The sequence below is a fragment of the Stenotrophomonas sp. GD04145 genome (genome assembly GCF_029835135.1).
GTDB lineage: Bacteria > Pseudomonadota > Gammaproteobacteria > Xanthomonadales > Xanthomonadaceae > Stenotrophomonas > Stenotrophomonas maltophilia_P.
In genome coordinates, this window is the sequence record NZ_JAODZG010000001.1 from 153,706 (window position 1) to 176,069 (window position 22,364).

Below are 22,364 nucleotides of genomic sequence, written 5' to 3' on the forward strand. Positions count from 1 at the left end.
GGTTTCGTACTGCTTGGGACGCGGGGAAGGGTCAGAATCCGCCTTACGCGGGATAATTCAATATTATCCCGTATAATTATTTTCGCCGACGAGCGGTCGTCTACCTGCTTTAATAGTATGTAATTACATGGTATGTAATACATTACGAAATAAAGTGAGGTGGCACGATGGCGCGCGCAGGACTCTATAAGAGTGACGTCCAGAAGGCGCGCGACGCGCTGCTGGCCCAACGCAAGAAGCCGTCAGTCGACGCGGTGCGAGTGGCCTTGGGCAACACGGGCTCCAAGACCACGATCCACCGCTACTTGCGTGAACTGGAAGGAGAGGAAGGCGGCGGTCCGGCGAGGACGGTAGCCGTTAGTGATGCTTTGCAGGACTTGGTTGCGCGCTTGGCCTCGCGGCTCCAGGAGGAAGCAGAGGCCATCCTCACCCAGGAGCGTGAGCGCCATCAGGCTGAGCTCCACAGTCGGCAACAGGCGCTTTCCGGTGCCCAAGAGGAGGCTGCCGCCTTGAGCAGTCGGCTGCAGCGCACCGAAGCAAGCCTGCACCAAGAGCAAGCTGCTCACACCCTCCTTCAACAGAATCTAGGTGACAGGATCGCGGAAATCGCCCAGTTGAACGAGCGCATCGCTGGCATGACGGTGCGGCTGGCTGATCATGAGGCGCATACGCGTTCTCTGGAGGACAAGCATGCCCATGCCCGGGAAGCGCTTGAGCACTACCGCACTTCAACCAAAGAGCAGCGTGAGCAAGAGCTTCGCCGTCACGAGCATCAGGTCCAAGAGCTGCAAGTAGCCTTACGTCAGGCCAATGAAGCCTTGGGCGCGAAGAATCAGGAGCTGTTGGTGCTGAACCGCGACAATGGTCAATGGCTGGAGCGCCACGGGCGGATTGAGCGTGAGCTTGCCCAGCTACGACAGGCCCACGAAGGCCAACACAGCGAGGTCGTGGCGTTGCGCCAGACCGCGACGGACTATTTGGCACTGCAGGAGCGCTGGAAGACTGACGCCAAGACCTTGGATACCATGCGCAACGAGCTAGCTCAAGTTCAAGACACCCTTGCGCGGGAGCGTGAGCGCCGCGAGAGCGCTGAAGCCGATGCGTTGCGTGCCAATGCACGTCTTGAAGCGCTAGAGCCTCTACTGAATCAACTGACGCCAGCACAAAATGCGGTGAAGAAAACTCGGCGCGGCCATGCGCAAGATGGGGGAGCCGACTGACGAGGCTGCTCGTTTGTCTGCTAGCGGCTGGGGTGGCGCTCACCTGTCCAGTACGCCCATTCCATAGGGACGACCCAATCTACAAACAGTTTGGCTACTGAGGACTCCGGTGCCAAATGATAGGGCTTGAACATGCCTTGCTCGGGCGAACTGGTCATCAGGTAGCGCAGGCGCTTCTGGACCTCCTGAAAGATGGCTTCCCGCACATGGGCGCTGTCGTGCACGCCAAGACGCATCGCCACCGAGGCACCTTGGCGTACCGCCGCCCAGCAGCAGTAACGCCACCGCGCGATCGGCAAGCCCCGCGGTCCGGATTGAAAGACGAACCCCACATCACGTGCCCAGCCTGGGTCGAAGTGATGTTTGAGCAATTGCTGCTCCAGAAACTGCTCGGTCTCCCAGAGTGCAAGTTCATCCCACAGCTCCAGTTTCGCGTCCGCCAAGTCTACATCGTGTGCCATATCGCCGAGTTGGTCTTCCAGCACCGGGAGCAGGTGCCTGCGCTCGTGGGTAGACCAGGCGAAAGCCCATTGCAGATCTTCGATGGGCGTGACCTCGGCATCGGGGCGGATCTGCCATCGATCCGCTGGCCAGGGAACTTGGATCAAGGCCAAGTCTCGCAGCGTGTCCAGCACCAGCAAGGTGGAGCGGCGTGTGGGCGCCACCGGTAGGCGTCGTAGCTGCGCGGCTAACAGTGCGGCTAGGAAAAGGGTGCCACGAAGGCCCAACTCCTCGATGCTGGCGACCCCAGATGGCGTCATTGACGAGGTTCCGGGCATGCGGTTTCCGGGGATGAGGGAGCGGCGTGGCTCCTGGGGGGGCGCCGCTACCGGTGTCGCCGGTTGCCTCAAAGCTAAGAATATCTTAGTATGCAAGGCAGGGTGCATCCGCCATCCTTATGGGGTCTCCATGGGGTGCGCGCGTGACTTTGTCCGTCGACTCAACACCGACCTTCGCTCGACGCCTCAAACAAGCCCGCCTGCACACGGGTTTGTCGCAGAAGGAGTTGGGCATCCGGGCCGGTCTGGATCCTCACGTGGCCAGCCCCCGAATCAACCAGTACGAGCGTGGCAAGCACGAGCCCATGCTGGAGATTGCTGAGCGGTTGGCCCAAGCGTTGGGGATCCCCGCCGCCTTCCTTTACACCGACGATGATCTGCTGGCCAAGTTGCTCCTGCGCTGGGGCTCGCTAAGCAAGCAGCAGAAGCGCGAGTTGGTGAAGCTGATCGAGGCCACGCCCGAGAAGTAAACCGAACAAGCGCTCGCCCTATGGGCAACTCTTCGCCTCAACCCGCCCTTTGGGCGCTTCTGGAGGGAGCTGCAGTGTCCGCGGCTAGTGCGACTGACAAGTCGCGACATCTCAGGCTTACTTGAGATTTTGTTCACGACCGATACACACGCGCCTTGTCTAAAGTGATATACCATGTCGCCCGTGTCAGCCTCCTCACTTCTACTGCGACTGTTCCTGATCGCCATGCTCGTGCTTAACGGCGCGTGGTCGGCGTTTGCGTCCGTCAGTATGAACCCGGTCATGGAAGAGCAGGCCAGCGAAGTGGCTGCCGCGGTGCAAGTCGACGAAGACTGCTTCGCCCATCACAGTGCTGAGCATCATCCCGATGCCACATCGATTGAAAAGGCTGGCACTGGGCATGGCGACCATGCCGGTCCCGACTGTTGCAAGTCTTCTGCGTGCCGGTGCGCCTGCGTACACGCTTGCGCGAGCGCACTTCCTGCGCGCCTGCATGTTTCGGTGCAACTGGCCTTGGGCCTGGATGTCATGCCGCTGCCCCTAGGGCATGCGGCACCTGCCTTGCCTCATCTGATCCGACCACCGATCGGCTAAGCGTCCCTAGGCGCCGCAATGGCGCCGTTGGTGTGGCTTGCATGCCTGTTTAGGCCAGCCGCCCGCTCTGTACCACCGCCCGCCGGTGGCAACACGACGCTTGGAGCATTTTCATGTCGCATGATGATTTTCGTGGTCCACGCGGTGGACCGCTGCTGCCTTCGCGGCGGCGATTTGTCCAAGGCTTGGCCTTGGGAGGCGCAGTCGCAGGATTAGGTTTCTGGCCCAAAGCCAGTTGGGCGCTCAAGGGGCCGGGACAACCCAACGTACTATCGGGCACTGAGTTTGACCTGACCATTGGCGAGACGCCGATGAACTTCACCGGCAAGACCCGCACCGCGATCACGGTCAACGGGTCCGTTCCGGCGCCGTTGCTGCGGTGGCGGGAAGGCACCACGGTCAACTTGCGCGTCTCTAATGCATTGCCCGCTAACTCCATCCATGGCGCGGACACCTCCATCCATTGGCACGGCATCATTTTGCCGGCCAACATGGACGGCGTGCCGGGTCTGAGCTTTGACGGTATCGGACGTGGTGAGACCTACCACTACCGGTTCACCCTGCATCAGGGCGGAACCTACTGGTACCACAGCCACTCAGGGTTCCAGGAACAAGCCGGGCTCTATGGCCCGATCGTCATCGACCCATTGGAGCCGGAGCCCTTCAGTTTCGATCGCGACTACGTCGTGATGCTGAGCGATTGGACAGACCTGGACCCGACGGCCCTGTTCGATCGTTTGAAGAAGATGCCGGGCCATGACAATTACTACAAGCGCACGGTCGGCGATTTTGCGCGCGATGTGAAGCGCAACGGCCTGTCGGCCACGTTGGAAGATCGCAAGATGTGGGGCGTGATGCGGATGACGCCCACGGACCTGTCCGACGTCAACGCCAACACCTACACCTACCTGATGAACGGCACGACCTCACTGGGCAACTGGACCGGTTTGTTCCGCAGTGGCGAGAAGGTGCGCCTGCGTTTCATCAATGGCTCTGCCATGACGTACTTCGATGTGCGTATTCCGGGGCTGAAGATGACCGTGGTGGCGGCAGATGGCTTGTATGTCCATCCGGTTTCCGTCGACGAGTTCCGCATCGCGGTAGCAGAAACCTTCGATGTGATCGTGGAGCCCTCCGGGCAGGACGCATTCACCATCTTTGCCCAAGACTCCGGTCGCACCGGCTACATCAGCGGCACGCTCGCTGTGCGCGAAGGATTACGCGCGCCCGTTCCGTCTGTGGATCCCCGGCCGCTGCTGACGATGGCAGACATGGGCATGGATCATGGGTCGATGGATATGTCTGGCGGCAGCAAGGGCATGGAAGGCGGCTGTGGTGCGGCCATGGGCATGCCTGGCATGACCCCACCTGTCAGCGGTAACGCGACCTCGGCCCATGCAGGCCATGCGATGCCCGCCGCCGGCGATGGTGCCATGGCAGGCATGCAGCACGGGGGCATGCAATCACACCCTGCTAGCGAGACCAACAATCCCCTGTTGGACAACCAAGCCATGAGCGTGAGTTCGCGCTTGGATGATCCGGGCAATGGCCTGCGCGATAACGGCCGTCATGTGCTGACGTATTCCATGCTCAAGAGCACCTTTGAAGACCCTGACGGACGCGACCCCGGTCGCGAGATCGAGCTGCATCTGACCGGACACATGGAGAAATTCTCCTGGGGCTTCAACGGTCAGAAGTTTTCCGATGTCGAGCCGCTGCGGCTGAACTACGGCGAGCGTATGCGCATCGTATTGGTTAACGACACGATGATGACCCATCCCATCCATTTGCACGGCATGTGGAGTGACGTGGAGGACGACAACGGCAACTTCATGGTGCGCAAGCACACGGTGGATATGCCGCCAGGTAGCCGACGCACGTATCGCGTGCGTGCCGATGCGTTGGGCAGCTGGGCGTTCCATTGCCACCTGCTTTATCACATGGAAGCCGGAATGATGCGCACGGTGAGGGTCGACGAATGAACATCAATAGACGCGATACCACCCTGACTGCGCTGACGGCTATCTCGCTGGCCCTGGCCAATGCGGCCAGCGCCCAATCTATGCAGCACGGCTCCATGCAGATGGAGCAGGGCGCGCAGACCCAGACTCAGGATCACTCTGCACATCAGGCACCGACATCAAAACCTGCGCCAGCCCAAAAGCCTGCAACACCGGCCAAGACGAGCGAAGCGACGATCGATCATGCGGCGATGGGCCACGCCGAGCCGCAGGCTAACGCAGCCGAGCCTGCCATGCAGGGCATGGACCATTCGCAGATGGGGCACGGCTCGCCCGCGAGCACACCTGCGGCGCCCACAGCGCAGGCGCAGTCGATGCAGGGCATGGATCACAGTCAGATGGCACAGCCCGCTGCAGCCGACACCTCCGGCACGGCCACGCCTGCGATGCAGGGGATGGACCATTCGCAGATGGGCCATGATTCGCCCGCGCCCGCTACACCAGAAGCGGGAATGCAATCGATGGAGGGCATGGACCACAGTCAGATGGGACACGGGCCTGCAGCGCCAACGCAGCCGCGCACCCCGATTCCCGCGGTGACGGACGCGGATCGCAAGGCGGCCATCGCGCCGGAACACGCGCATCCGGTGCATGACAACTCGATCAAGAGCTACGTGCTGCTCAATCGCCTGGAAACCTGGGATGCCGATCCGGGCACCGGGCTGGGCTGGGAGGGCCAGGGCTGGATCGGTACGGACCTCAATCGCGTCTGGCTCCGCAGTGAAGGCGAACGCACGGATGGTCAGACCGAGTCGGCTGATCTGGAAGTGCTTTACGGCCGCAGTATCTCCACGTGGTGGGATGTGGTGGCCGGTGTGCGTCATGACTTCAAGCCTGGGGCATCGCAGAACTTCGCCGCTATCGGTGTACAGGGCTTGGCGCCGATGAAGTTCGAAGTGTCCGCCACAGCCTATCTCGGCGAAGGGGGCCAGACTGCCGCCAATGTCGAGGCCGAGTACGAATTGCTGCTAACCAACCGGCTGATCTTGCAGCCGCTGGTGGAAGTCACCGCCTATGGCAAGAACGATCCATTGCGCGGGATAGGTTCGGGTCTGAGTGCCGCTGAGGCGGGGCTACGACTTCGCTATGAGTTCACCCGAAAGTTCGCTCCCTACATCGGCGTGGTGTACGAGCGCGCGTTTGGCAATACCGCAGACATGCGACGCGAGCATGGCGAGTCCTTTGAAGACACGCGCTTGGTCATCGGCCTTCGTACCTGGTTCTAAGGGGAACTGACAATGAAATCCAACAAAAAGATGTGGGTATGGCTCGGTGCCGGCGTGGCATTGGTTGCGGTGGTCGCAACCGCCACGCTCTCTCTGGGCGTGTACAACGTGGCCGCCGACGATCCGCATAGTCGCCCGGTGTATGCGCTACTTGAAACGGCGCGCGAGCGTTCCATTGAGGTGCGCGCCGCCAAGCTTCAGCTACCCACGAACCTTGATGATCCTGAGCGTATCCGCCAGGGTGCGGGCAACTACAACGCCATGTGCGTGACCTGCCATCTTTCACCAGACGCGGCGGCCACCGAGATGAGCAAGGGCCTGTACCCCGCGCCACCGAACCTAAGCAAACAGCCGGTCGCTCCAGCTGAGGCGTTCTGGGTGATCAAGCACGGCATCAAGGCCAGCGGCATGCCCGCTTGGGGCGGCAGCATGGACGATGAGTTCATATGGAACATGTCGGCCTTCCTGCAGAAGTTGCCCACGCTGGACGCGACTGCGTACAAGGAACTTGTCGACAGCAGCGAGGGCCATTCGCATGGCGGCGGCGAGACGCAAGGCCACCATGACGACGAAAAGGCCGAGGATCACCCTGCCTTATTCGAGCCGGGCAACAACTCCATGCCGCATGCGCACCCGCCGGGCGTGGACGACGATCACCACGGCCCGACACCCAGCGACACGGAAGTCGGGTTGGTGAGCCACGGCCATCCCGACGGCAAGGTGGAGTCGCACCCTGCACCACACACGCCCGTGGCCGATGACGGCCATGCGCACCCCCATTGATCTTCTTGGAGCCCACGCAATGAACGCAACAGCAATCTCGTTCACCCTCGCACTGGCACTGGCCGTCGTGTCCCCCGCAATGGCGCAGGCGACACAGCCGCACGCACATCACCCCGCTGCCGCGGCATCTGCGGACGTCGACGTCCCAGTCACTGCAGAGGCCGCGGTCGCCGTAGCGGAGCGTTTCAACAGGGCCCTGTCTAGCGGCGATCTGGCCACGGTCGAAGCCCTGCTCGCTGCCGACGTTCTCATCCTCGAGTCCGGGGGCGCCGAACGCAGCCGCGAGGAATACATGGGCCATCACGCAGTCAGCGATGCGGCGTTCCTCAAGGGCGCCCATCGCCAGCTGCTCCGTCAGCGCGCACGAGCCGCTGGCGAGTTCGCGTGGGTCGGAACCGAAAGCGAGTTGCATGCCCAGAAGGATGGCCAGCCACTGACCGTCCAGAGCGACGAGACGATGGTGCTGAAGGAGACCGCGGACGGCTGGCGGATCGTCCACATCCACTGGTCCTCGCGGACCAAGCGCTGAGTCGAGAGATTGAAATGACTACGCTCACATTGCACCGTCTGACTTTTGTGGTCCTTGCCGTGGCTGGTCTGGGTGCTTGCACCCAGGATGCTTCATCCGCGCAACCCACAACCTCGCCCTCCGCACAGGTTGTCGTCCAATCAGCCGACGCGACTCCAGCAGCCCTGCCACGCATGACCGTCCACAAGACCCCGACCTGCGGGTGCTGCGGTGTCTGGATCGACCACGTGCAGAAGGCGGGATTCACCGTGGATGTGCACGACATGGATGACCTGGGTCTGGTCAAGGAGCGGTTGGGTGTCCCCTATGCAAAGGGCTCCTGCCACACGGCCGAGATCGGCGGATACGTCATCGAAGGCCACGTTCCGGCCGCGGACATCAAGCGTCTCCTCGAAGAAAAGCCGAACGCACGCGGCCTGGTCCTCCCAGGGATGCCGCTTGGTTCTCCGGGCATGGAGGTCCCGGAGGGACGCCAGCAGCCGTTCACGGTCGAGCTGATACATCGCGACGGAACCACTGAACCGTTCGCACAGCACTGATCCGTCGCAGCAACAGGGGACGGTGTTGCGGGCGCGCCGATTCTCGCCCGCGAGGAAGAAGGAGAACTACATGACTCACCATTCCGCAGCACACCGGCCCCAGGCCATGAACGAGTGCATCGACAACTGCACGCAATGCCATGCGATCTGCCTGGAGACCATCAACTACTGCCTGACCAAAGGAGGTGTTCACGCGGCCCCGGAGCACATCGCCCTGTTGGCGACGTGTGCCGATACCTGCGCAACCAGTGCCGACGCGATGCTGCGCGGTGCCAGCGTTCACGACGTGGTTTGCGGTGCCTGCGCGGAGATCTGCCGCCAGTGCGCCGATGCATGCGACGCCATGAACGACCCTGAGATGACGCGCTGCGCCGAAGTTTGTCGCCGCTGCGCGGAAAGCTGCAGCGCCATGGCAGCGTAATGCGTCGAGGATCCCGCCTGAGCCGGTGGGATCCTCGTCTCGCGAAAGCGGAAGTATCAAGAAAATCCGACAAATCGTGGTTTCAGTGACAGTCCGACATCTAACGCTTGTCGCATCGAACACAGCGCGGCCCCTCCCGAACGGGCTTTGCATCACATTCCAATGAGGATTTATCCATATGAAGTCGTCCAACGTCATTCGCTCCTTCGCGCTCGTCCTCGCAATCGCGGCCGGGCAGTTTTCGCTGCAGGTCGCGCACGCCCACGCCGCGCTGCAGCAGTCCACACCGGCGGCAAATGCGGTGGTGGCCTCGCCAGGCCAGATCGATCTCGTGTTCAACGAGACATTGATTCCGCGGGCGTCGCGTCTCAAGTTGCTCATGATGCACGGCAGTTCCACCATGCCGATCGAGAATTTCACGACCGAGATCGTCAACAACGGCAAGACCCTGCGTGCCAAGTTGCCTGGACCGCTGGCTCCGGGCGTCTATACCGTGGAATACCGCGCCGTCGGTGGTGACAACCACCCCATGCCGGGCAGCTTCAGCTTCACGGTGCGCTGAGGAGTCGCGAATGTTCGACCTGTCGGCTTATGCACTGAGATTCTTGGAATACCTTGTCATCATGGTTCTTTTCGGGGTTCCACTCTTCGGTTGGTACGGGTCGCGTCGATCGGCACTCGCCGACGCCTTGGCCGGGTGGTCACTCATGGGCGTTCTATTGGCGGGTGCCGTAGCCGGTCTCGTGCTCACCGGGCTCGATGTCGTCTTCAAGACCGCGGGCATCATGGGAATGCCGCTTGCCGAGGTTGATCGCGCATCGCTTGGCTGGTATCTGCTCGAGACGTCCGCGGGCCGGGCAGCCATGGCGAGAGGCGCGCTGCTGGTCGCCCTGATGTTCGTGCTCGGATGGCATCGTCGCCGCGGGAAGGTGGAGACCGCCTTCCCGCTGGGGGCGATGCTGGCGGGCGGCGCACTCGCTTCGCTGGCATGGAACGGCCACGCCGCCGCTGGCGAGGGCTTGGCAGGCGCGGTCCGGCTTGCTGCAGGCATCGTCCATCTTCTCGCGGCAGGCGGCTGGATCGCAGCGGTCCTGATGTTCCTTGCCATGCTGCTGCGCGGCAAAGAGACGAACGGCAGCGGGCGTCTGCGATCAACGCATGACTTTCTGCATGGTTTTTCGACGCTGGGAACGATCTTCGTTGGTGCGCTCATCGTGTCCGGCATCGCGCACTACGGGGATCTCACCGCGTGGTCGTTTTCGGCCCTGTTCCAGAGCACCTACGGGAAGTTGCTGCTTTTCAAACTGGCCCTGTTCGCTGGAATGCTGGGTTTGGGAGCGCTGCACCGATGGACGCTGGTGCCGCGCTTGGAACGAGCGCTGACCAGCGGAGATCCCGCGCAGGAGGTGCGGGCTTTGCGGCAGAGTGTTACGGCTGAGGCCGCGCTGGCCATCTTGATCCTGATTGTTGTTTCAGTGCTCGGGACGCTCAGCCCCGAATAGCTGTGTAACCCGCAATGGCACACTGCCTTGGCAGTCCATCCCCACTAAAGCGAGCATCGGCATGAACTCACCGTCGTCCCATGACCATCACCATTCTGCAGGCGCAGCCCCTGTCGAGGCTGCGGATGGACGGGTCATCACCAATCCCGTCCGCTATACGGACGATGCTCCCCAGCAAGTTGAAGTGACCGCCCCAGCAGCGGTGGCCCAACCCAGCGGTACCCACGCCACGGTCTACACCTGCCCGATGCATCCGCAGATTCGTCAGCCAGGTCCCGGCACCTGTCCGATCTGCGGCATGGCGCTGGAGCCGGAGATGCCCTCGCTGGAGGAGGACGACAATCCAGAGTTACGCGATTTCACCCGAAGGTTCTGGTGGACGTTGCCTTTGACGTTGATCGTCCTGGTCTTGGCCATGCTGGGACACCGTCTGCCCGGCTTGTCCACGCAGGCGCGCACCTGGATTGAGCTCGTGCTGAGCGCCCCGGTGGTGCTCTGGGCGGGGTGGCCTTTCTTTGAGCGCTGCCTACAGTCCATCGGCAATCGCAGCCCCAACATGTGGACGCTGATCGGCATCGGCGTGGCCGCCGCGTTTGGCTACAGCGTGGTGGCCACCGTGGCACCGGACCTGTTTCCGGACTCTTTCCGCGAGCATGGACGGGTAGGGGTCTACTTCGAGGCGGCAGCGGTCATCGTCTCGCTCACCCTGCTCGGACAGCTGCTGGAACTGCGGGCGCGTTCCAAAACCTCGGCGGCCATCAAGTCCCTGCTGGGATTGGCGCCCAAGACGGCTCGCCGCGTCAAACCCGATGGGGGCGAAGAGGACGTTGCGCTGGATCACGTGCACGTGGGTGATCTGCTTCGCGTACGACCGGGCGAGAAGGTGCCGGTCGATGGGGAAGTCATCGAAGGCCGCGCCAGTGTCGATGAGTCGATGCTGACCGGTGAACCCATTCCGGTGGAGAAGGCTGTCGGTGATCACGTTATAGGCGCCACGCTCAACGGGACGGGCGCCTTAGTCATCCGGGCGGACAAAGTCGGATCCGGGACGGTACTGGCGCAGATTGTGCAGTTGGTAGCCCAAGCCCAGCGCTCCCGCGCGCCGATGCAGCGTATGGCGGACAAGGTGGCGTACTGGTTTGTCCTGGCCGTGCTGGCCACGGCGGTGCTCACGTTCTTCGGATGGGGTCTGTTTGGACCCGAACCGTCCTGGACCTTTGCCGTCCTCAATGCCGTATCGGTTCTGATCATTGCTTGCCCGTGTGCCTTGGGTTTGGCTACCCCCATGTCGATCATGGTCGCCACTGGCCGCGCTGCGCAGGTCGGGGTCCTGTTCCGCGATGCTCAGGCGATCGAGCAGCTACGTCTGATCGACACGTTGATCGTGGACAAGACCGGTACGTTGACCGAGGGGCGTCCAGCCTTTCGCGACACGCTCTCCAACGCCGGCTTCGACGCCGATCAGATCCTTTGTTTGGCCGGCAGCTTGGAGCAGGGCAGTGAGCACCCCTTGGCCGAGGCCATCGTGGCTGAAGCCCAGCGACGTGGCTTGAACCTGGTGGCCGCCCAAGATTTTGATTCGCTCACCGGCCAAGGCGTCCGCGGGCGCGTGTCCGATCAGGATGTCGTGCTCGGCAACCAAAGCCTGATGGCGTCGGTTGGCGCCGATGTAGCACCTTTGCAAAGCAGCGCCGAGCGTCTTCGGAAAGAAGGCGCTAGCGTGATGTTCCTGGCGGTCAATGGTCGGTTGGCCGGCGCCATTGCGGTGGCTGATCCCATCAAAGCCACGACCTTGCCTGCCTTGAACCTGCTACGTGCCGATGGCCTGCACGTGGTGATGGCCTCCGGTGACGCACAGGCGACGGCCGAGGCCGTGGGGCGCACGCTGGGCATCGAGGATGTGCGTGGTGGCGTCAAGCCGCAGGACAAGGCCGACCTGGTCCAGCAACTCAAAGCCCAAGGTCGTCGCGTGGCCATGGCTGGCGATGGCATCAACGATGCGCCGGCCCTGGCGGCAGCCGATGTGGGCATCGCGATGGGGACGGGCACGGATGTGGCCATGTCCAGCGCCCAGCTCACCCTGGTCAAGGGTGATTTGAGGCGCATCGTGCAAGCCCGTGCCATCTCGTCTTTGACGGTGGCCAATATGAAGCAGAACCTGGGCTTCGCCTTCGTCTACAACGCCATCGGCGTGCCTATCGCCGCCGGCTTGCTGTATCCCAGCTTCGGCCTTTTGCTCAGTCCGATGATGGCGGCCCTGGCCATGAGCCTGAGCTCGGTTTCGGTGGTCACCAATGCCCTGCGTTTGTCCGGCTCCACCGTTGTTGCCACCCCCCACCCTGACCGCGCCGATGAGCCTGCGCGCGGCCATTCCTGTCACTGATGGCTCATATCCCACAAGGAGTACTGCAATGAAGCGTTATGCCTCCCTCTCGATGATGGCCTTGTTCCTGATGGCGGGCGCGGCCTTCGCCGGCGGCCAGACCACCACGCCCACCACCGACCACGGTCAGCACAAGCCGGCGGCGGCCGATGCCGATTTCACCAAGCTCGATGCCAACAAGGACGGCTCGCTGTCCAAGGAAGAACTGGCCAAGCACAAGCTGGCGCCGCACTTTGGCATGCTCGATAGCAACAAAGATGGCAAGCTGAGCCCGCAGGAATTCGCTGCCGGCAAGGGTATGTAAGTGTTCTCAGCCCGGGAGCTGTTCCAACAGTTCGCGGGTTCTTCCGCCGTTCTGCCATTCCCACGGAGATTGTTATGTCCTCTTCGCACGGTACGCACGAAAACGCGCAAGACCCGCAGTCCCAGCACGCAAAACCGCACGCCTCACACCAGCCTGCCCACCAGGCACAACAAGGGCATCAAGGCCATTACGGCCGCCTGTTGTTGATGATGGGCCTGTCTTTCGTGGCCATGTACGCATTGATGTACGCAATGGTCGATCAGTGGGCTAACGTCTATAACAACGTGAACCAGTTCTACATGGCGGGCCTGATGGCCGCTCCCATGCTGCTGATCGAGCTGTGGCTAATGTCCAGCATGTACCCCGATCGCCGACGCAATCTGATTCTGGCTGGTCTGACGGTGGCGTTCATGCTGTTCTGCTGGTGGGGCATTCGCACTCAAGCAGCGGTCACTGACAAACAGTTCATCCGTTCGATGATTCCCCACCACGCTGGCGCCATCCTGATGTGTGAGGAGAATCGTCTGAAGGATCCTGAGTTGGTGAAGCTCTGCCAGGACATTATTACCTCGCAGACACAGGAGATCGCGCAAATGAAGCAGTTGCTGGCTGAGCGTTCCCATTAGCTCACTGCCTTTTGCCAGCCGATATCACTTCACTGAGCCTGCGCACTGACCATTCGGTGGATCAAACGCGCGGCCACACGTGCGGTGGCTTGATCCGGATCCAGGGGCGGACACAGTTCCGCCACGTCGACCACACGTACCTTGCCCGAGGCCATGACCAGATCCAGCAGGGCTTCCAGGACCTCCAGACTCACCCCGCGTGGGTTGGGGGCGCTCACGCCCGGGGCCACCACCATTGAGTACGCCGGCAAGATCACCAGCGGCTTGGGTAGCTACACCCAGTGGCGTGGCTTGGGCTCACTGCGTATGGGCAAGAACCGTTGGACCGGCGTCTATTCGGCGCAGTACATCGGCAGCGCGGACGACATCATCGCCGTGCCCGACACGATCGGCTCGCATGTGTCCAGCGTGGTGTACCACAGCCTGCAACTGAGCTACGGCATCAAGAAGAAGTGGGATATCTCCGCCGGCGTTGAAAAAGTGCTCGATAAGAAGGCGCCGTTCGTGAAGAACAACCCCAACACCGACACCGACACCATGACGTACGACTTGCTGGGTCGTCGCTGGAATGTCCGCTTTGGTTACCACTGGTAAGCCACGATCACGAGGAGCTACACATCATGAGAAACACGCAACTATCCGCCACACTACTGCTGTTCGCTGTGGCCGGCAGTGCCGGTGCGCACGACCTGTTTGTCGCTTTCTCCAAGCCTGGCACCGCAGCGGGCGAGGCGAACACAGCGTTGGTGAACAATGGCACCTTCGATGAAAGTGCAGGTGCAGTCACCCGAGCGCGTCTACAGGACGTTTCGCTGAGTCAGGGCGGCGCTAAGGCTGCACCGGACTTGGCCAGTTGGAAAGAGGTCGGCAAGCAGAGCCAGCTCACCGTGCATCCGGCGGGCGAGGGCACCTATCTGCTGGGGGTCTCGACGATGGCCTCCACCAGCACGCGTACGGCCAGCGAGTTCGGCAAGTACCTGGAGTTGGAAGACTTGCCCGATACCCTGGCCACCTATGATGCGAGCAAGTTTCCCAAAGGGGTCACCTATAGCTATACCAAGCATGCTCGTACCATTGGACAGGTGGGCACAAAACTGACCGACGATTTCGCTGCCTCGCTGGGCTATCCGCTGGAGATCCGCTTGGCCCGCAATCCTGGAAGCGTGAAGGTCGGCGAACAGCTGTCGTTCCAGGTGCTGCAGCAGGGCACGCCAGTGCCCAACCTACGCGTGTACGTCGGTCATCGTGCTGACGCACCGGTCAAGGGTGGGCACGGTAGCGCTACGCTCCTGCGCACCGATGCCCAAGGCCAAGCCAGTTTCCAGGTGACCACCGCCAAGACCTGGTACATCCACACCAATCACATGGTGCCCTCTACACAAAAGGGTTTGGATTTTGTGTCGGATCGGGCGTCGCTGAGCTTTGAGATTTCCCCGCACGCCGGGCACTGATAAGTAAGCATGTAGGCGGTACTCTCCCCTTTGACGCCAGTCATGACTTCTTCCATGACTGGCGTCTTTTTGTGGGGACTTACCTCAAGTGCTCAGTCTGTCTCTCATTGGTCGCCCCGCGCCGCGCGCAATCCACGTCGCCGCACTAGATAGAACGCTGCGGGAATCACCACCATAGAGAGCACCGGTGCGGTGAGCATGCCACCCAGCATCGGCGCGGCGATACGTTGCATGACCTCCGAGCCGGCACCGGCACCGACGAAAAGCGGAAACAACCCGGCCAGGATGACGGCTACCGTCATCGCCTTCGGGCGCACCCGTTGCACGGCGCCTTCGTAGATAGCCTCCTGCAGGGTAGACACATCTTCCGGCGCACCGCTGGCCAAGCGCTGCTCCCAGGCATGACGCAGGTACAGCAGCATGATGACGCCGAACTCAGCCGCAACGCCGCCCAGGGCGATGAATCCGATCATGCTGGCCACCGAAATCGCATGGCCCAGCCCCCAGATCAACCAGAAACCGCCCACCAACGCCAAGGGCAAGCTGAGCAGGATGATGGATACATCGCTAAGCCGGCGAAACACCATCCAGATGACCAGGAAGATGATCGCCAACGCCGCGGGCACCACCCATTGCAGGCGTGCCAAAGCCCGTTGCAGATACTCGTACTGCCCCGACCACGCCAGACCATAGCCGGCAGGCAAACTCACCTGGGTCTGCACCGCGGCTTGCAGGTCCTGGACCACCGATCCCAAGTCGCGATCGGCCACATCCACGTAGATGTAGCCCACCAACCGGCCGTTATCGCTCTTGAGCATCGGCGGGCCTGGGCTGATTGACAGCTCCGCCACCTGGCTCAAGGTCAGTTGCACACCGCCTGGCGCGATCAGCGGCAGATCCTGCAAGGCCTGCAACGAGTCACGCTGGCCACGGGGGTAGCGCAAGACGATGGGATAGCGTTCGCGCCCCTCGATCGTTTCCCCGATTGGATCACCGCCAACGACCGTGGCAATCAGTTGCTGGAGTTGGCCTTGAGTGAATCCGTAACGTGCAGCGATTTCCGGGCGCACCTGTACATCGACATAGCGCCCACCCGTGACGCGTTCGGCCAGTGCCGAACTCACGCCGGGCACAGTCTTGGCCACCTGCTCGATCTGCTGGCTCAGGCGCTCGATCTGCTCCACATCGGGTCCGGAGACCTTGATCCCAATCGGGCTCTTGATGCCGGTGGCCAACATATCGATGCGATTGCGAATGGGCGGGACCCATAGGTTGGTCAGACCAGGAATCTTGACCGCTGCGTCCAACTCCTGGCGTAGCTTCTGGGGGGTCATGCCCGGGCGCCATTGATCCCGCGGCTTGAAGGTCACGGTGGTCTCAAACATTTCGATCGGTGCCGGATCGGTCGCACTTTCGGCACGGCCCGCCTTGCCGAACACGTGCTCAACCTCCGGTACGGTCTTGATCATCCGGCCCGAGAGCTGGAGCAACTGACGGGCCTTGTCGGCGGACAGGCCGGGCAGGGCCGTGGGCATGTACAACAGGCTGCCTTCTTCCAAGGGCGGCATGAACTCACTGCCCAACCGGCTAAAGGGGATCAAGGTGAGCACTAGCAGCAGGCCGCTGAGCAGCAAGGTGACACCGGGATGTTTGAGGACCCACAGCAGGATGGGCCGATAGCCAGCGATCAGGATGCGATTGATGGGGTTCTGCTGTTCCGGGCGGATGCGGCCGCGGATCAGGTAGCCCATCAAGACGGGGATCAAGGTCACCGACAACCCTGCTGCGGCGGCCATCGCGTAGGTCTTGGTGTAGGCCAGAGGCGAGAACAATCGCCCTTCCTGCGCCTGCAGGGCAAAAACCGGCACGAAAGACAGGGTGATGACCAGCAAGCTGGCGAACAGGGCCGGTCCGACCTCGGCCGCCGAGCGGGCCATCAGCTGCCAGCGCTCCTCACCCTGAGGTTCCCGGCCGTGCGCCTCCCGCCAGTGCTCCAGATGCTTGTGTGCATTTTCGATCATCACCACCGCTGCATCGACCATCGCACCAATGGCGATGGCGATGCCGCCTAATGACAGCAAGTTGGCGGAGATCCCCTGGGCGTGCATCACGATGAAGGCCGCCAGGATACCCAAAGGCAGGGTGATGACGGCCACCAACGCCGAGCGTAGGTGCCACAGGAACAGCAGGCATACCAGCGCTACGACCAGAAACTCTTCGCCAAGCTTGTGGGTGAGGTTGCGTACCGCATCCTGGATCAGCTCGGAGCGGTCGTACACCGGCACCACTTCCACGCCCTCGGGCAAGCTGGATTGCAACGCCTGCAGTCGCGCTTTGACGTTCCGAATGGCCCCCAAGGCATCCTTGCCGGTCCGCAGGACGATCACGCCGCCGGCCACCTCACCTTGACCATCCAACTCTGCGATACCACGACGGAAGACCGGCCCGCGACTGATCGTGGCCACCTCGCCGAGCAGGACGGGGATGCCGTCGTTGCCGGTTACCGGCACCTGTTCGAACGCCTCCTGTGTGCGCAGGTAGCCTTCGCTGCGCACCATCAGTTCGGCTTCGCCTTGTTCGATCACCGAGCCCCCGGTAGCGCCGTTGGCCGCATCCACCGCCTCGATGAGCTCGGCCACCGTCAGTCCACGGGCCGCCAACGCCTGCGGATCGGGCTGGATCTGCCAGGCGCGCACCGCACCGCCCACACTGGCTACTTCAGCCACGTCCGGCACGGTTTTTAGCTCATAACGAAGAAACCAGTCCTGCAACGCACGCAGCTGCCCCACATCACGTTGACCTGTCCGATCCACCAAGGCGTACTGGTAGATCCAGCCCAGTCCTGTCGCATCAGGACCCAGCGCCGGATTCACATTCGGCGGAAGTCGATCGCGTACCTGGCTCAAGTACTCGAGCACTCGAGAGCGCGCCCAGTAAAGATCAGTGGCATCGTCAAACAGGATGTAGACGAATGAATCACCGAAGAAGGAGAAGCCGCGTACCGCCTTCACGCCCGGCACGGACAACATCGTGGTGGCCAACGGGTAGGTGACCTGGTCTTCGATGATGCGCGGGGTTTGCCCCGCCCATTGCGTGCGGATGATGACCTGGGTATCGGACAGGTCCGGCAGCGCATCCAGCGGCGTGTTCTTTACCGACCAGATACCGACCACCGCCAGCAGCGCGGCGGCAACCAGCACCAGCACGCGATTGGCGATGCAAGCATGGATCAGGCGCGCGATCATGGTGTGCCCTCCATCGCTTCGGACATGACCTCGCTTGCCTGGCAATCAGCGGCTGCGGCGGGGCCGAACTTGGGTACCAACTGCATATCCATGAACGGTGACTTGCCCGGCTTGTCGAAATGCTTCTCCGGCACCATCGGGTCATACCAGTACTGCACCGGGCAGCGCGGCGGCGTAGAGGTGGAGGTGTCTGGCGCGACAGGCGCCGGCTGTCTGGACGGTGACGGCACGACAGTGCGTGGTTCGTGCCCGGCGTCATGGCGCTCGTGCACACCTGATGCGCTGGCAGGGCGTGTCGGTTGTGCAGCACCCAGGCGCTCCAACGCACCGGAGAGACTGGCTTCGGAGTCGAGCAAGAACTGACCCGAGACGACCACGCGTTCACCACCGGCCAAGCCTGCCACGATCTGCGTGCGCCCTTGCACGCTACGTCCCACACTCACCCGCACTGGCCGGAAGCTCCCGTCCGGATCCTGCACGATGACCCGGCTGTCCCGCCCGGTGGCGATCAGCGCCTCCGTGGGAACGACTGGCAGGGCCTGCTCGGCGTCGGGCTGCACCAGAACCTCGGCGAACATGCCCGGCACCAGCCGACGCTGCGGGTTGCGCAGCACAATTCGCGCCCGCTGCGTGCGACTAGCCATGTCGACCTGGGGAAGCAACGCCTGGATCTGTCCGGCAAAGCGCTCTGCCGGCCAGGCACTGACCGTGGCCTGCACTGAGGTCCCCGGCCGCAAGGTGCCCAGCGCTGCCTGGGGTACCGAGGCCTCCAGCCACAACGTGTCCAGCCCATTGATCTTGAACAGTGGCGTACCGGGCATCACCGTCTGTCCCTCGCGTGCCAGGATCTCGGTCACGACACCACTGTGGTCTGCGCTAAGCACGACGCCACTTCTGGCCGAGGCGCCAGAAGGAACACCCAACGAACGCAACCGTTGTTGCGCCGCACCCTGCAGCTCACGCGCGCCCGCGGACTGAGCTTGGCTCAGGGCATGTGCTTCGGCGATGGCCGCGTTCCATGCCGGGGCCTGCACGGTGGCCAGCGTTTGACCACGACGAACCTCGGTAAACGGCGCCTTTACCTGCACGTGGGTGATCAAGCCTTCCATGCGCGCACTGATCACGCTTTCCTGGGTCAGATCCCACGTCAGTGTGCCCGGCACGCGTACGGCAGTCCCTAGTAACTCTACCGTCACTTCCTGAGTGCGTATGCCCACGTTCTGCTGCAGGCGCGGATCGATCTGCGTTCCGCCCCCTATGGCCTCATCTGCGTATTTGGGCAGCAACTCCATATCCATGAACGGAGATTTGCCCGGCTTGTCGAATCGCTGCTCCGGCGCCATGGGGTCGTACCAGTACAGCACCTTGCGTGCTTGATCTGCGACGCTCGTGCCGGGGGGCGGGGTGGTATCAGAGGTTCGAGTCATCCAGGCGTAGCCGCCGGCAAAGCCGAGCGCCAGCAACCCGAGGGCCACGGCGAGCTGTGTGAGACGCGTCTTGGTCGGGCTCATGGCGTGTTCTCCTCATGGGGTAGCAGATAGGCCAGTGCCGCCCAGGCACGGCCCTGTTCGCCCAGCAGACGGGCGTTCTCCAGGTGCAATTCGATCTCATCGCGCCGCGCTTCCAGCCACGGCTGCAGGTCGGCACCGGCGCCGTAGGCGGCCAACGCCGTGCGTGCACGATCGCGCGCCAAAGGCAGGCTCTGCGTGTTCTGGCGCTCCAACTGGCCGGTTAACCCGCGCCATCGCGCTATCGCGCGTTGCACCGACTCGGCTTGGATGCGCCGGGCCTCATCGCGCTCTGCGGACACCGCCTCCAGCTCGGCCCGCCGTGCCGCGATGCCTCGTGCTTGGCGGTTCTTCTGGAACAGCGGCAGGCCCACACCCACTTCCACCATGAGCATGTCGCTGCGCGCCATGCCGTCGGGTGCGCGCTCGCGACGTCCGTAGGTGAGCTCCACACTCCAATCCGGGCGGGTTTCGGCCACGGCCGCATCCACCTGGGCCTGGGCTAAGCTCTCGCGTGCCTCCCAGCCCAGTAGTGGCGTGTGTTGGTCCAGTTTGGCCAGCAGTTGGGTGGGCTCCAATGGCAACTGCGAAAAATCCGGTGCCGCACCACTGGCCAAGATCGCCTCTGGTGCAATACCCAACCACCGCGCCAGGCCGGCCTGCGCGGCGGCGTGCTCCGCATGTACCTGCTCCAGGCGATTGTCCAACTGCAGTAGGGCGGCCTGGGCGGCAAGCACATCACTGGCCCCGTCCGTGCCGCCTGCCAAGCGAGCACGCGCCGCACGCTCGGCTATACGGGCCGGCTCGCGCAGACCTTCCAACGCATCTACGGCTTGCTGCGTACTCCACAGCTCGATCCAGGCCAGCGCGGCCGCTTGGGCCACCATCTGCTGTTCGGCCATCGACAGTGAGCGCGCTTGCGCCAGCGTCGCTTGCGCCAACGCGTGCTCGGCACGTCGTTTCGCACGCGCAGGAAACTCCTGCATCAGACCGATTTGCTGGGTGGTCATCTCATCGGCCCGCAAGCTGAAGGCATCGGGTCCGCTGACGGGCCAGTTCGCCAGCCCCACGATCAAACGTGGGTCGGGAAGCGCGCCAGCACGCGCGGCTTCTTCGGTACTGGCATCGATCTGCGATCGGCGCACCTGCAGGGTTGGGGCGTTAGCAAGCGCCCGTTGTAGGGCTTCTGTGTAGCTGATCGGGATAGCGGGCGATGCCGCCAGCACAGGACCACTGAGCGCCAGGGCAAACACGAACCCACACGCCATCTTGCGCCTTGCACGCAAGAAGAAAGACATCTCCATAAGACCTCCGGGAAACGACAACGAGCGCGCTGCAACGCATGCAGCACGAGCACGGGTCAATCCAGGAGGGGGCTTAAATCAGCAGGCTACAGAAGCGCTGCAGGGGAGGCGGATCGGACACGCACACCGGAACATCCCGATACAACTGCGCGTGTACCGGTGGCAACAGAGCCTGCACCAGCGCGAAGGCGGCCAGCGCGGGCTGGTAAGGCACTTGAGGGGCCTTCGCATCGGCCGTGGCGATGTGATCGCGCTGGCAATGCTGGTCGCACAACGCCGGAGCATCGGGATCCGGCGTGGACATCTCTTCGCAACCGACCATCAGGGTCGCTTGTCCAGCTTCCACCGATTCCAGCGGACAGGCGTAAGCCACCAGCGCGAGTTGCTGCAGCAGCAGCGCCCACAGTCCCAGCCATGCCAGTCGGGCACGAGAACGGGGTCGCCGCCATCGCCTCAGCAGCCTCACCATGACAGCTCCCGCACGCCCGAAGCAGCGCCTGCGGACGCTGGGCAGATCAGGGCAGGGGACGTGCGAGCTCTCATGATGGCCAGTCTAGCCCTCTTGGGGCCGACTGTCATTGATCAGGATCAAGCCCTCGCGCGGACTCAGCGGTGGCATCCGCCGCAGCAGGAGGATGCGACGGCCGGGGCGGCCGGCGTACCAGCCTCAGAAGGGAGCACCGCAGCGATCACATAGCCTTGCCGCTGGATAGCCTCAACCGCCTGTTCTACGGCAAGCAGGCCCTCGATCTTGACCACGCCACTGCCCAGATCGACGTCCACCTGGGCGTGGGGGTCAAGGGCCTGAATGGCTTGGGTGACCGTTCGGACACAGTGACCACAGGTCATACCTTCAACAACGAGATTCATGGACAACCCTCCAAAAGCATCGGCGGTTTGCCGACGGCGTGACGATGAGCCTTCCCACGGTGGGAAGGTCAAACGACAGGCAAGTTGAGTGGTAATCCGTCCCGCGTTGTTGACCTTCCCATCATGGGAAGGCTCAGGCTACCTGCTCGTTCCTATTGGCCCTCACTCCATGGACATAACGCGCACTTATGCGAATTAAGTTATTGATTATATTACATTAATACAGGAATCGCAAGGTCTGTAGTTGCACCGTGCCCTGGCCGGCCACAAACGCGATAAGCTAAGCATTCCTTAGTGCTAGTCATTCTTGATGTCATGACGATGCCATCTGAGCGCACCCGCAATGTGCTGCAGGCGGGCGCGTTCCTCAGGCAGCTAGCGGCCAGCCAAGCCGTGCCTAAAGAGGTGCGGCAAGAGGCATATCGACTGCTGCGGCACTATCCAACCGTCAGCGACATCGAGGCGATTGCTGAGCACGAAGAGCGGCTGCGAGCGCTGACCCAGTCGGCCTTCGTACGACCCTACCTGAGCAGCGAGATCGAGGCGGATTGGTTCTCCGGGTACCCGCTTGGCCCTCATCGCATCTGAC

24 protein-coding genes are annotated in these 22,364 nt (G+C 62.6%); 17 read left to right on the forward strand and 7 right to left on the reverse strand.

Annotated features, from left to right (window positions below; all coding sequences use genetic code 11):
• Positions 1-167 precede the first annotated feature (167 nt).
• Entirely contained in the window at positions 168-1,220 is a 1,053-nt protein-coding gene (locus N7367_RS00690) for a DNA-binding protein (protein ID WP_111722991.1), read from the forward strand.
• A 20-nt stretch (positions 1,221-1,240) separates the two neighbouring features.
• On the opposite strand, the gene N7367_RS00695 is transcribed toward N7367_RS00690, so the two are convergent.
• A complete protein-coding gene (locus N7367_RS00695) occupies positions 1,241-1,999 on the reverse strand; it encodes a hypothetical protein (RefSeq protein WP_223224790.1) in 759 nt (252 codons plus the stop codon).
• Positions 2,000-2,118: 119 nt separating this feature from the next.
• Here N7367_RS00695 and N7367_RS00700 point away from each other — a divergent pair, with 119 nt between their 5' ends.
• The 13 genes from N7367_RS00700 to N7367_RS00760 all read left to right on the forward strand — a co-directional run bounded on the left by N7367_RS00700 (position 2,119) and on the right by N7367_RS00760 (position 13,397).
• A complete protein-coding gene (locus tag N7367_RS00700) occupies positions 2,119-2,469 on the forward strand; it encodes a helix-turn-helix transcriptional regulator (protein WP_043033515.1) in 351 nt (116 codons plus the stop codon).
• 174 nt (positions 2,470-2,643) lie between these two features.
• The gene (copL, locus tag N7367_RS00705) at positions 2,644-3,063 is read left to right on the forward strand and encodes a transcriptional regulator CopL (protein ID WP_012480218.1); all 420 of its coding nucleotides are present in this window, start codon (positions 2,644-2,646) and stop codon (positions 3,061-3,063) included.
• A 113-nt stretch (positions 3,064-3,176) separates the two neighbouring features.
• Positions 3,177-5,045: a copper resistance system multicopper oxidase gene (locus tag N7367_RS00710; RefSeq protein WP_012480217.1), complete on the forward strand. Its 1,869-nt coding sequence runs from the start codon at positions 3,177-3,179 to the stop codon at positions 5,043-5,045.
• Positions 5,042-6,310, forward strand: coding sequence for a copper-binding protein CopB (locus N7367_RS00715; protein ID WP_005413421.1), 1,269 nt, complete (start codon positions 5,042-5,044; stop codon positions 6,308-6,310). Before N7367_RS00710 ends, N7367_RS00715 begins: the two co-directional genes overlap by 4 nt.
• 12 nt (positions 6,311-6,322) lie before the next feature.
• Entirely contained in the window at positions 6,323-7,093 is a 771-nt protein-coding gene (locus N7367_RS00720; protein WP_005413420.1) for a cytochrome c, read from the forward strand.
• The gene (locus tag N7367_RS00725; RefSeq protein ID WP_223224792.1) at positions 7,077-7,622 is read left to right on the forward strand and encodes a nuclear transport factor 2 family protein; all 546 of its coding nucleotides are present in this window, start codon (positions 7,077-7,079) and stop codon (positions 7,620-7,622) included. The genes N7367_RS00720 and N7367_RS00725 overlap by 17 nt, the downstream gene beginning before the upstream one ends.
• Positions 7,623-7,795: 173 nt before the next feature.
• On the forward strand, positions 7,796-8,161 hold the full coding sequence (locus tag N7367_RS00730; RefSeq protein ID WP_019184727.1) for a DUF411 domain-containing protein: 366 nt from the start codon (positions 7,796-7,798) through the stop codon (positions 8,159-8,161).
• A gap of 70 nt (positions 8,162-8,231) precedes the next feature.
• Positions 8,232-8,582: a four-helix bundle copper-binding protein gene (locus tag N7367_RS00735; protein WP_012480213.1), complete on the forward strand. Its 351-nt coding sequence runs from the start codon at positions 8,232-8,234 to the stop codon at positions 8,580-8,582.
• A 178-nt stretch (positions 8,583-8,760) separates the two neighbouring features.
• Positions 8,761-9,144 (forward strand): copper homeostasis periplasmic binding protein CopC, encoded by a 384-nt coding sequence (gene copC / locus N7367_RS00740; protein ID WP_279941504.1) that lies wholly within the window; start codon positions 8,761-8,763, stop codon positions 9,142-9,144.
• A gap of 10 nt (positions 9,145-9,154) precedes the next feature.
• The gene (copD, locus tag N7367_RS00745) at positions 9,155-10,084 is read left to right on the forward strand and encodes a copper homeostasis membrane protein CopD (RefSeq protein WP_017354978.1); all 930 of its coding nucleotides are present in this window, start codon (positions 9,155-9,157) and stop codon (positions 10,082-10,084) included.
• 61 nt (positions 10,085-10,145) lie between these two features.
• Complete coding sequence (locus N7367_RS00750) at positions 10,146-12,467, forward strand: copper-translocating P-type ATPase (protein WP_219625521.1); 2,322 nt, start codon at positions 10,146-10,148, stop codon at positions 12,465-12,467.
• A gap of 28 nt (positions 12,468-12,495) precedes the next feature.
• Complete coding sequence (locus N7367_RS00755; RefSeq protein ID WP_005413412.1) at positions 12,496-12,771, forward strand: hypothetical protein; 276 nt, start codon at positions 12,496-12,498, stop codon at positions 12,769-12,771.
• A 74-nt stretch (positions 12,772-12,845) separates the two neighbouring features.
• Positions 12,846-13,397 (forward strand): DUF305 domain-containing protein, encoded by a 552-nt coding sequence (locus N7367_RS00760; protein ID WP_031269107.1) that lies wholly within the window; start codon positions 12,846-12,848, stop codon positions 13,395-13,397.
• A gap of 29 nt (positions 13,398-13,426) precedes the next feature.
• On the opposite strand, the gene N7367_RS00765 is transcribed toward N7367_RS00760, so the two are convergent.
• Positions 13,427-13,615 carry an arginase family protein gene (locus tag N7367_RS00765; protein WP_187756563.1) on the reverse strand — a complete coding sequence of 63 codons (189 nt, stop codon included), beginning with the start codon at positions 13,613-13,615 and terminating at the stop codon, positions 13,427-13,429.
• A gap of 88 nt (positions 13,616-13,703) precedes the next feature.
• Here N7367_RS00765 and N7367_RS00770 point away from each other — a divergent pair, with 88 nt between their 5' ends.
• Positions 13,704-13,991: a TonB-dependent receptor gene (locus N7367_RS00770; RefSeq protein ID WP_005413409.1), complete on the forward strand. Its 288-nt coding sequence runs from the start codon at positions 13,704-13,706 to the stop codon at positions 13,989-13,991.
• Between the two features lie 26 nt (positions 13,992-14,017).
• A complete protein-coding gene (locus N7367_RS00775; protein WP_049452571.1) occupies positions 14,018-14,848 on the forward strand; it encodes a DUF4198 domain-containing protein in 831 nt (276 codons plus the stop codon).
• A 104-nt stretch (positions 14,849-14,952) separates the two neighbouring features.
• Here the strand turns inward: N7367_RS00775 and N7367_RS00780 are convergent, their stop codons facing one another.
• The 5 genes from N7367_RS00780 to N7367_RS00800 form a co-directional block, all read right to left on the reverse strand.
• Positions 14,953-18,093, reverse strand: a complete 3,141-nt coding sequence (locus tag N7367_RS00780) for a CusA/CzcA family heavy metal efflux RND transporter (protein WP_005413407.1) — start codon at positions 18,091-18,093, stop codon at positions 14,953-14,955.
• A complete protein-coding gene (locus N7367_RS00785) occupies positions 18,090-19,604 on the reverse strand; it encodes an efflux RND transporter periplasmic adaptor subunit (RefSeq protein ID WP_005413406.1) in 1,515 nt (504 codons plus the stop codon). The genes N7367_RS00780 and N7367_RS00785 overlap by 4 nt, the downstream gene beginning before the upstream one ends.
• Positions 19,601-20,905, reverse strand: a complete 1,305-nt coding sequence (locus tag N7367_RS00790) for a TolC family protein (RefSeq protein WP_172476251.1) — start codon at positions 20,903-20,905, stop codon at positions 19,601-19,603. Before N7367_RS00790 ends, N7367_RS00785 begins: the two co-directional genes overlap by 4 nt.
• A 73-nt stretch (positions 20,906-20,978) precedes the next feature.
• A complete protein-coding gene (locus tag N7367_RS00795; RefSeq protein WP_005413404.1) occupies positions 20,979-21,374 on the reverse strand; it encodes a hypothetical protein in 396 nt (131 codons plus the stop codon).
• A gap of 137 nt (positions 21,375-21,511) precedes the next feature.
• Positions 21,512-21,775: a cation transporter gene (locus N7367_RS00800; RefSeq protein WP_021201833.1), complete on the reverse strand. Its 264-nt coding sequence runs from the start codon at positions 21,773-21,775 to the stop codon at positions 21,512-21,514.
• A 294-nt stretch (positions 21,776-22,069) separates the two neighbouring features.
• Here N7367_RS00800 and N7367_RS00805 point away from each other — a divergent pair, with 294 nt between their 5' ends.
• The gene (locus tag N7367_RS00805; RefSeq protein WP_223224794.1) at positions 22,070-22,363 is read left to right on the forward strand and encodes a BPSL0761 family protein; all 294 of its coding nucleotides are present in this window, start codon (positions 22,070-22,072) and stop codon (positions 22,361-22,363) included.
• Position 22,364: the final 1 nt, after the last annotated feature.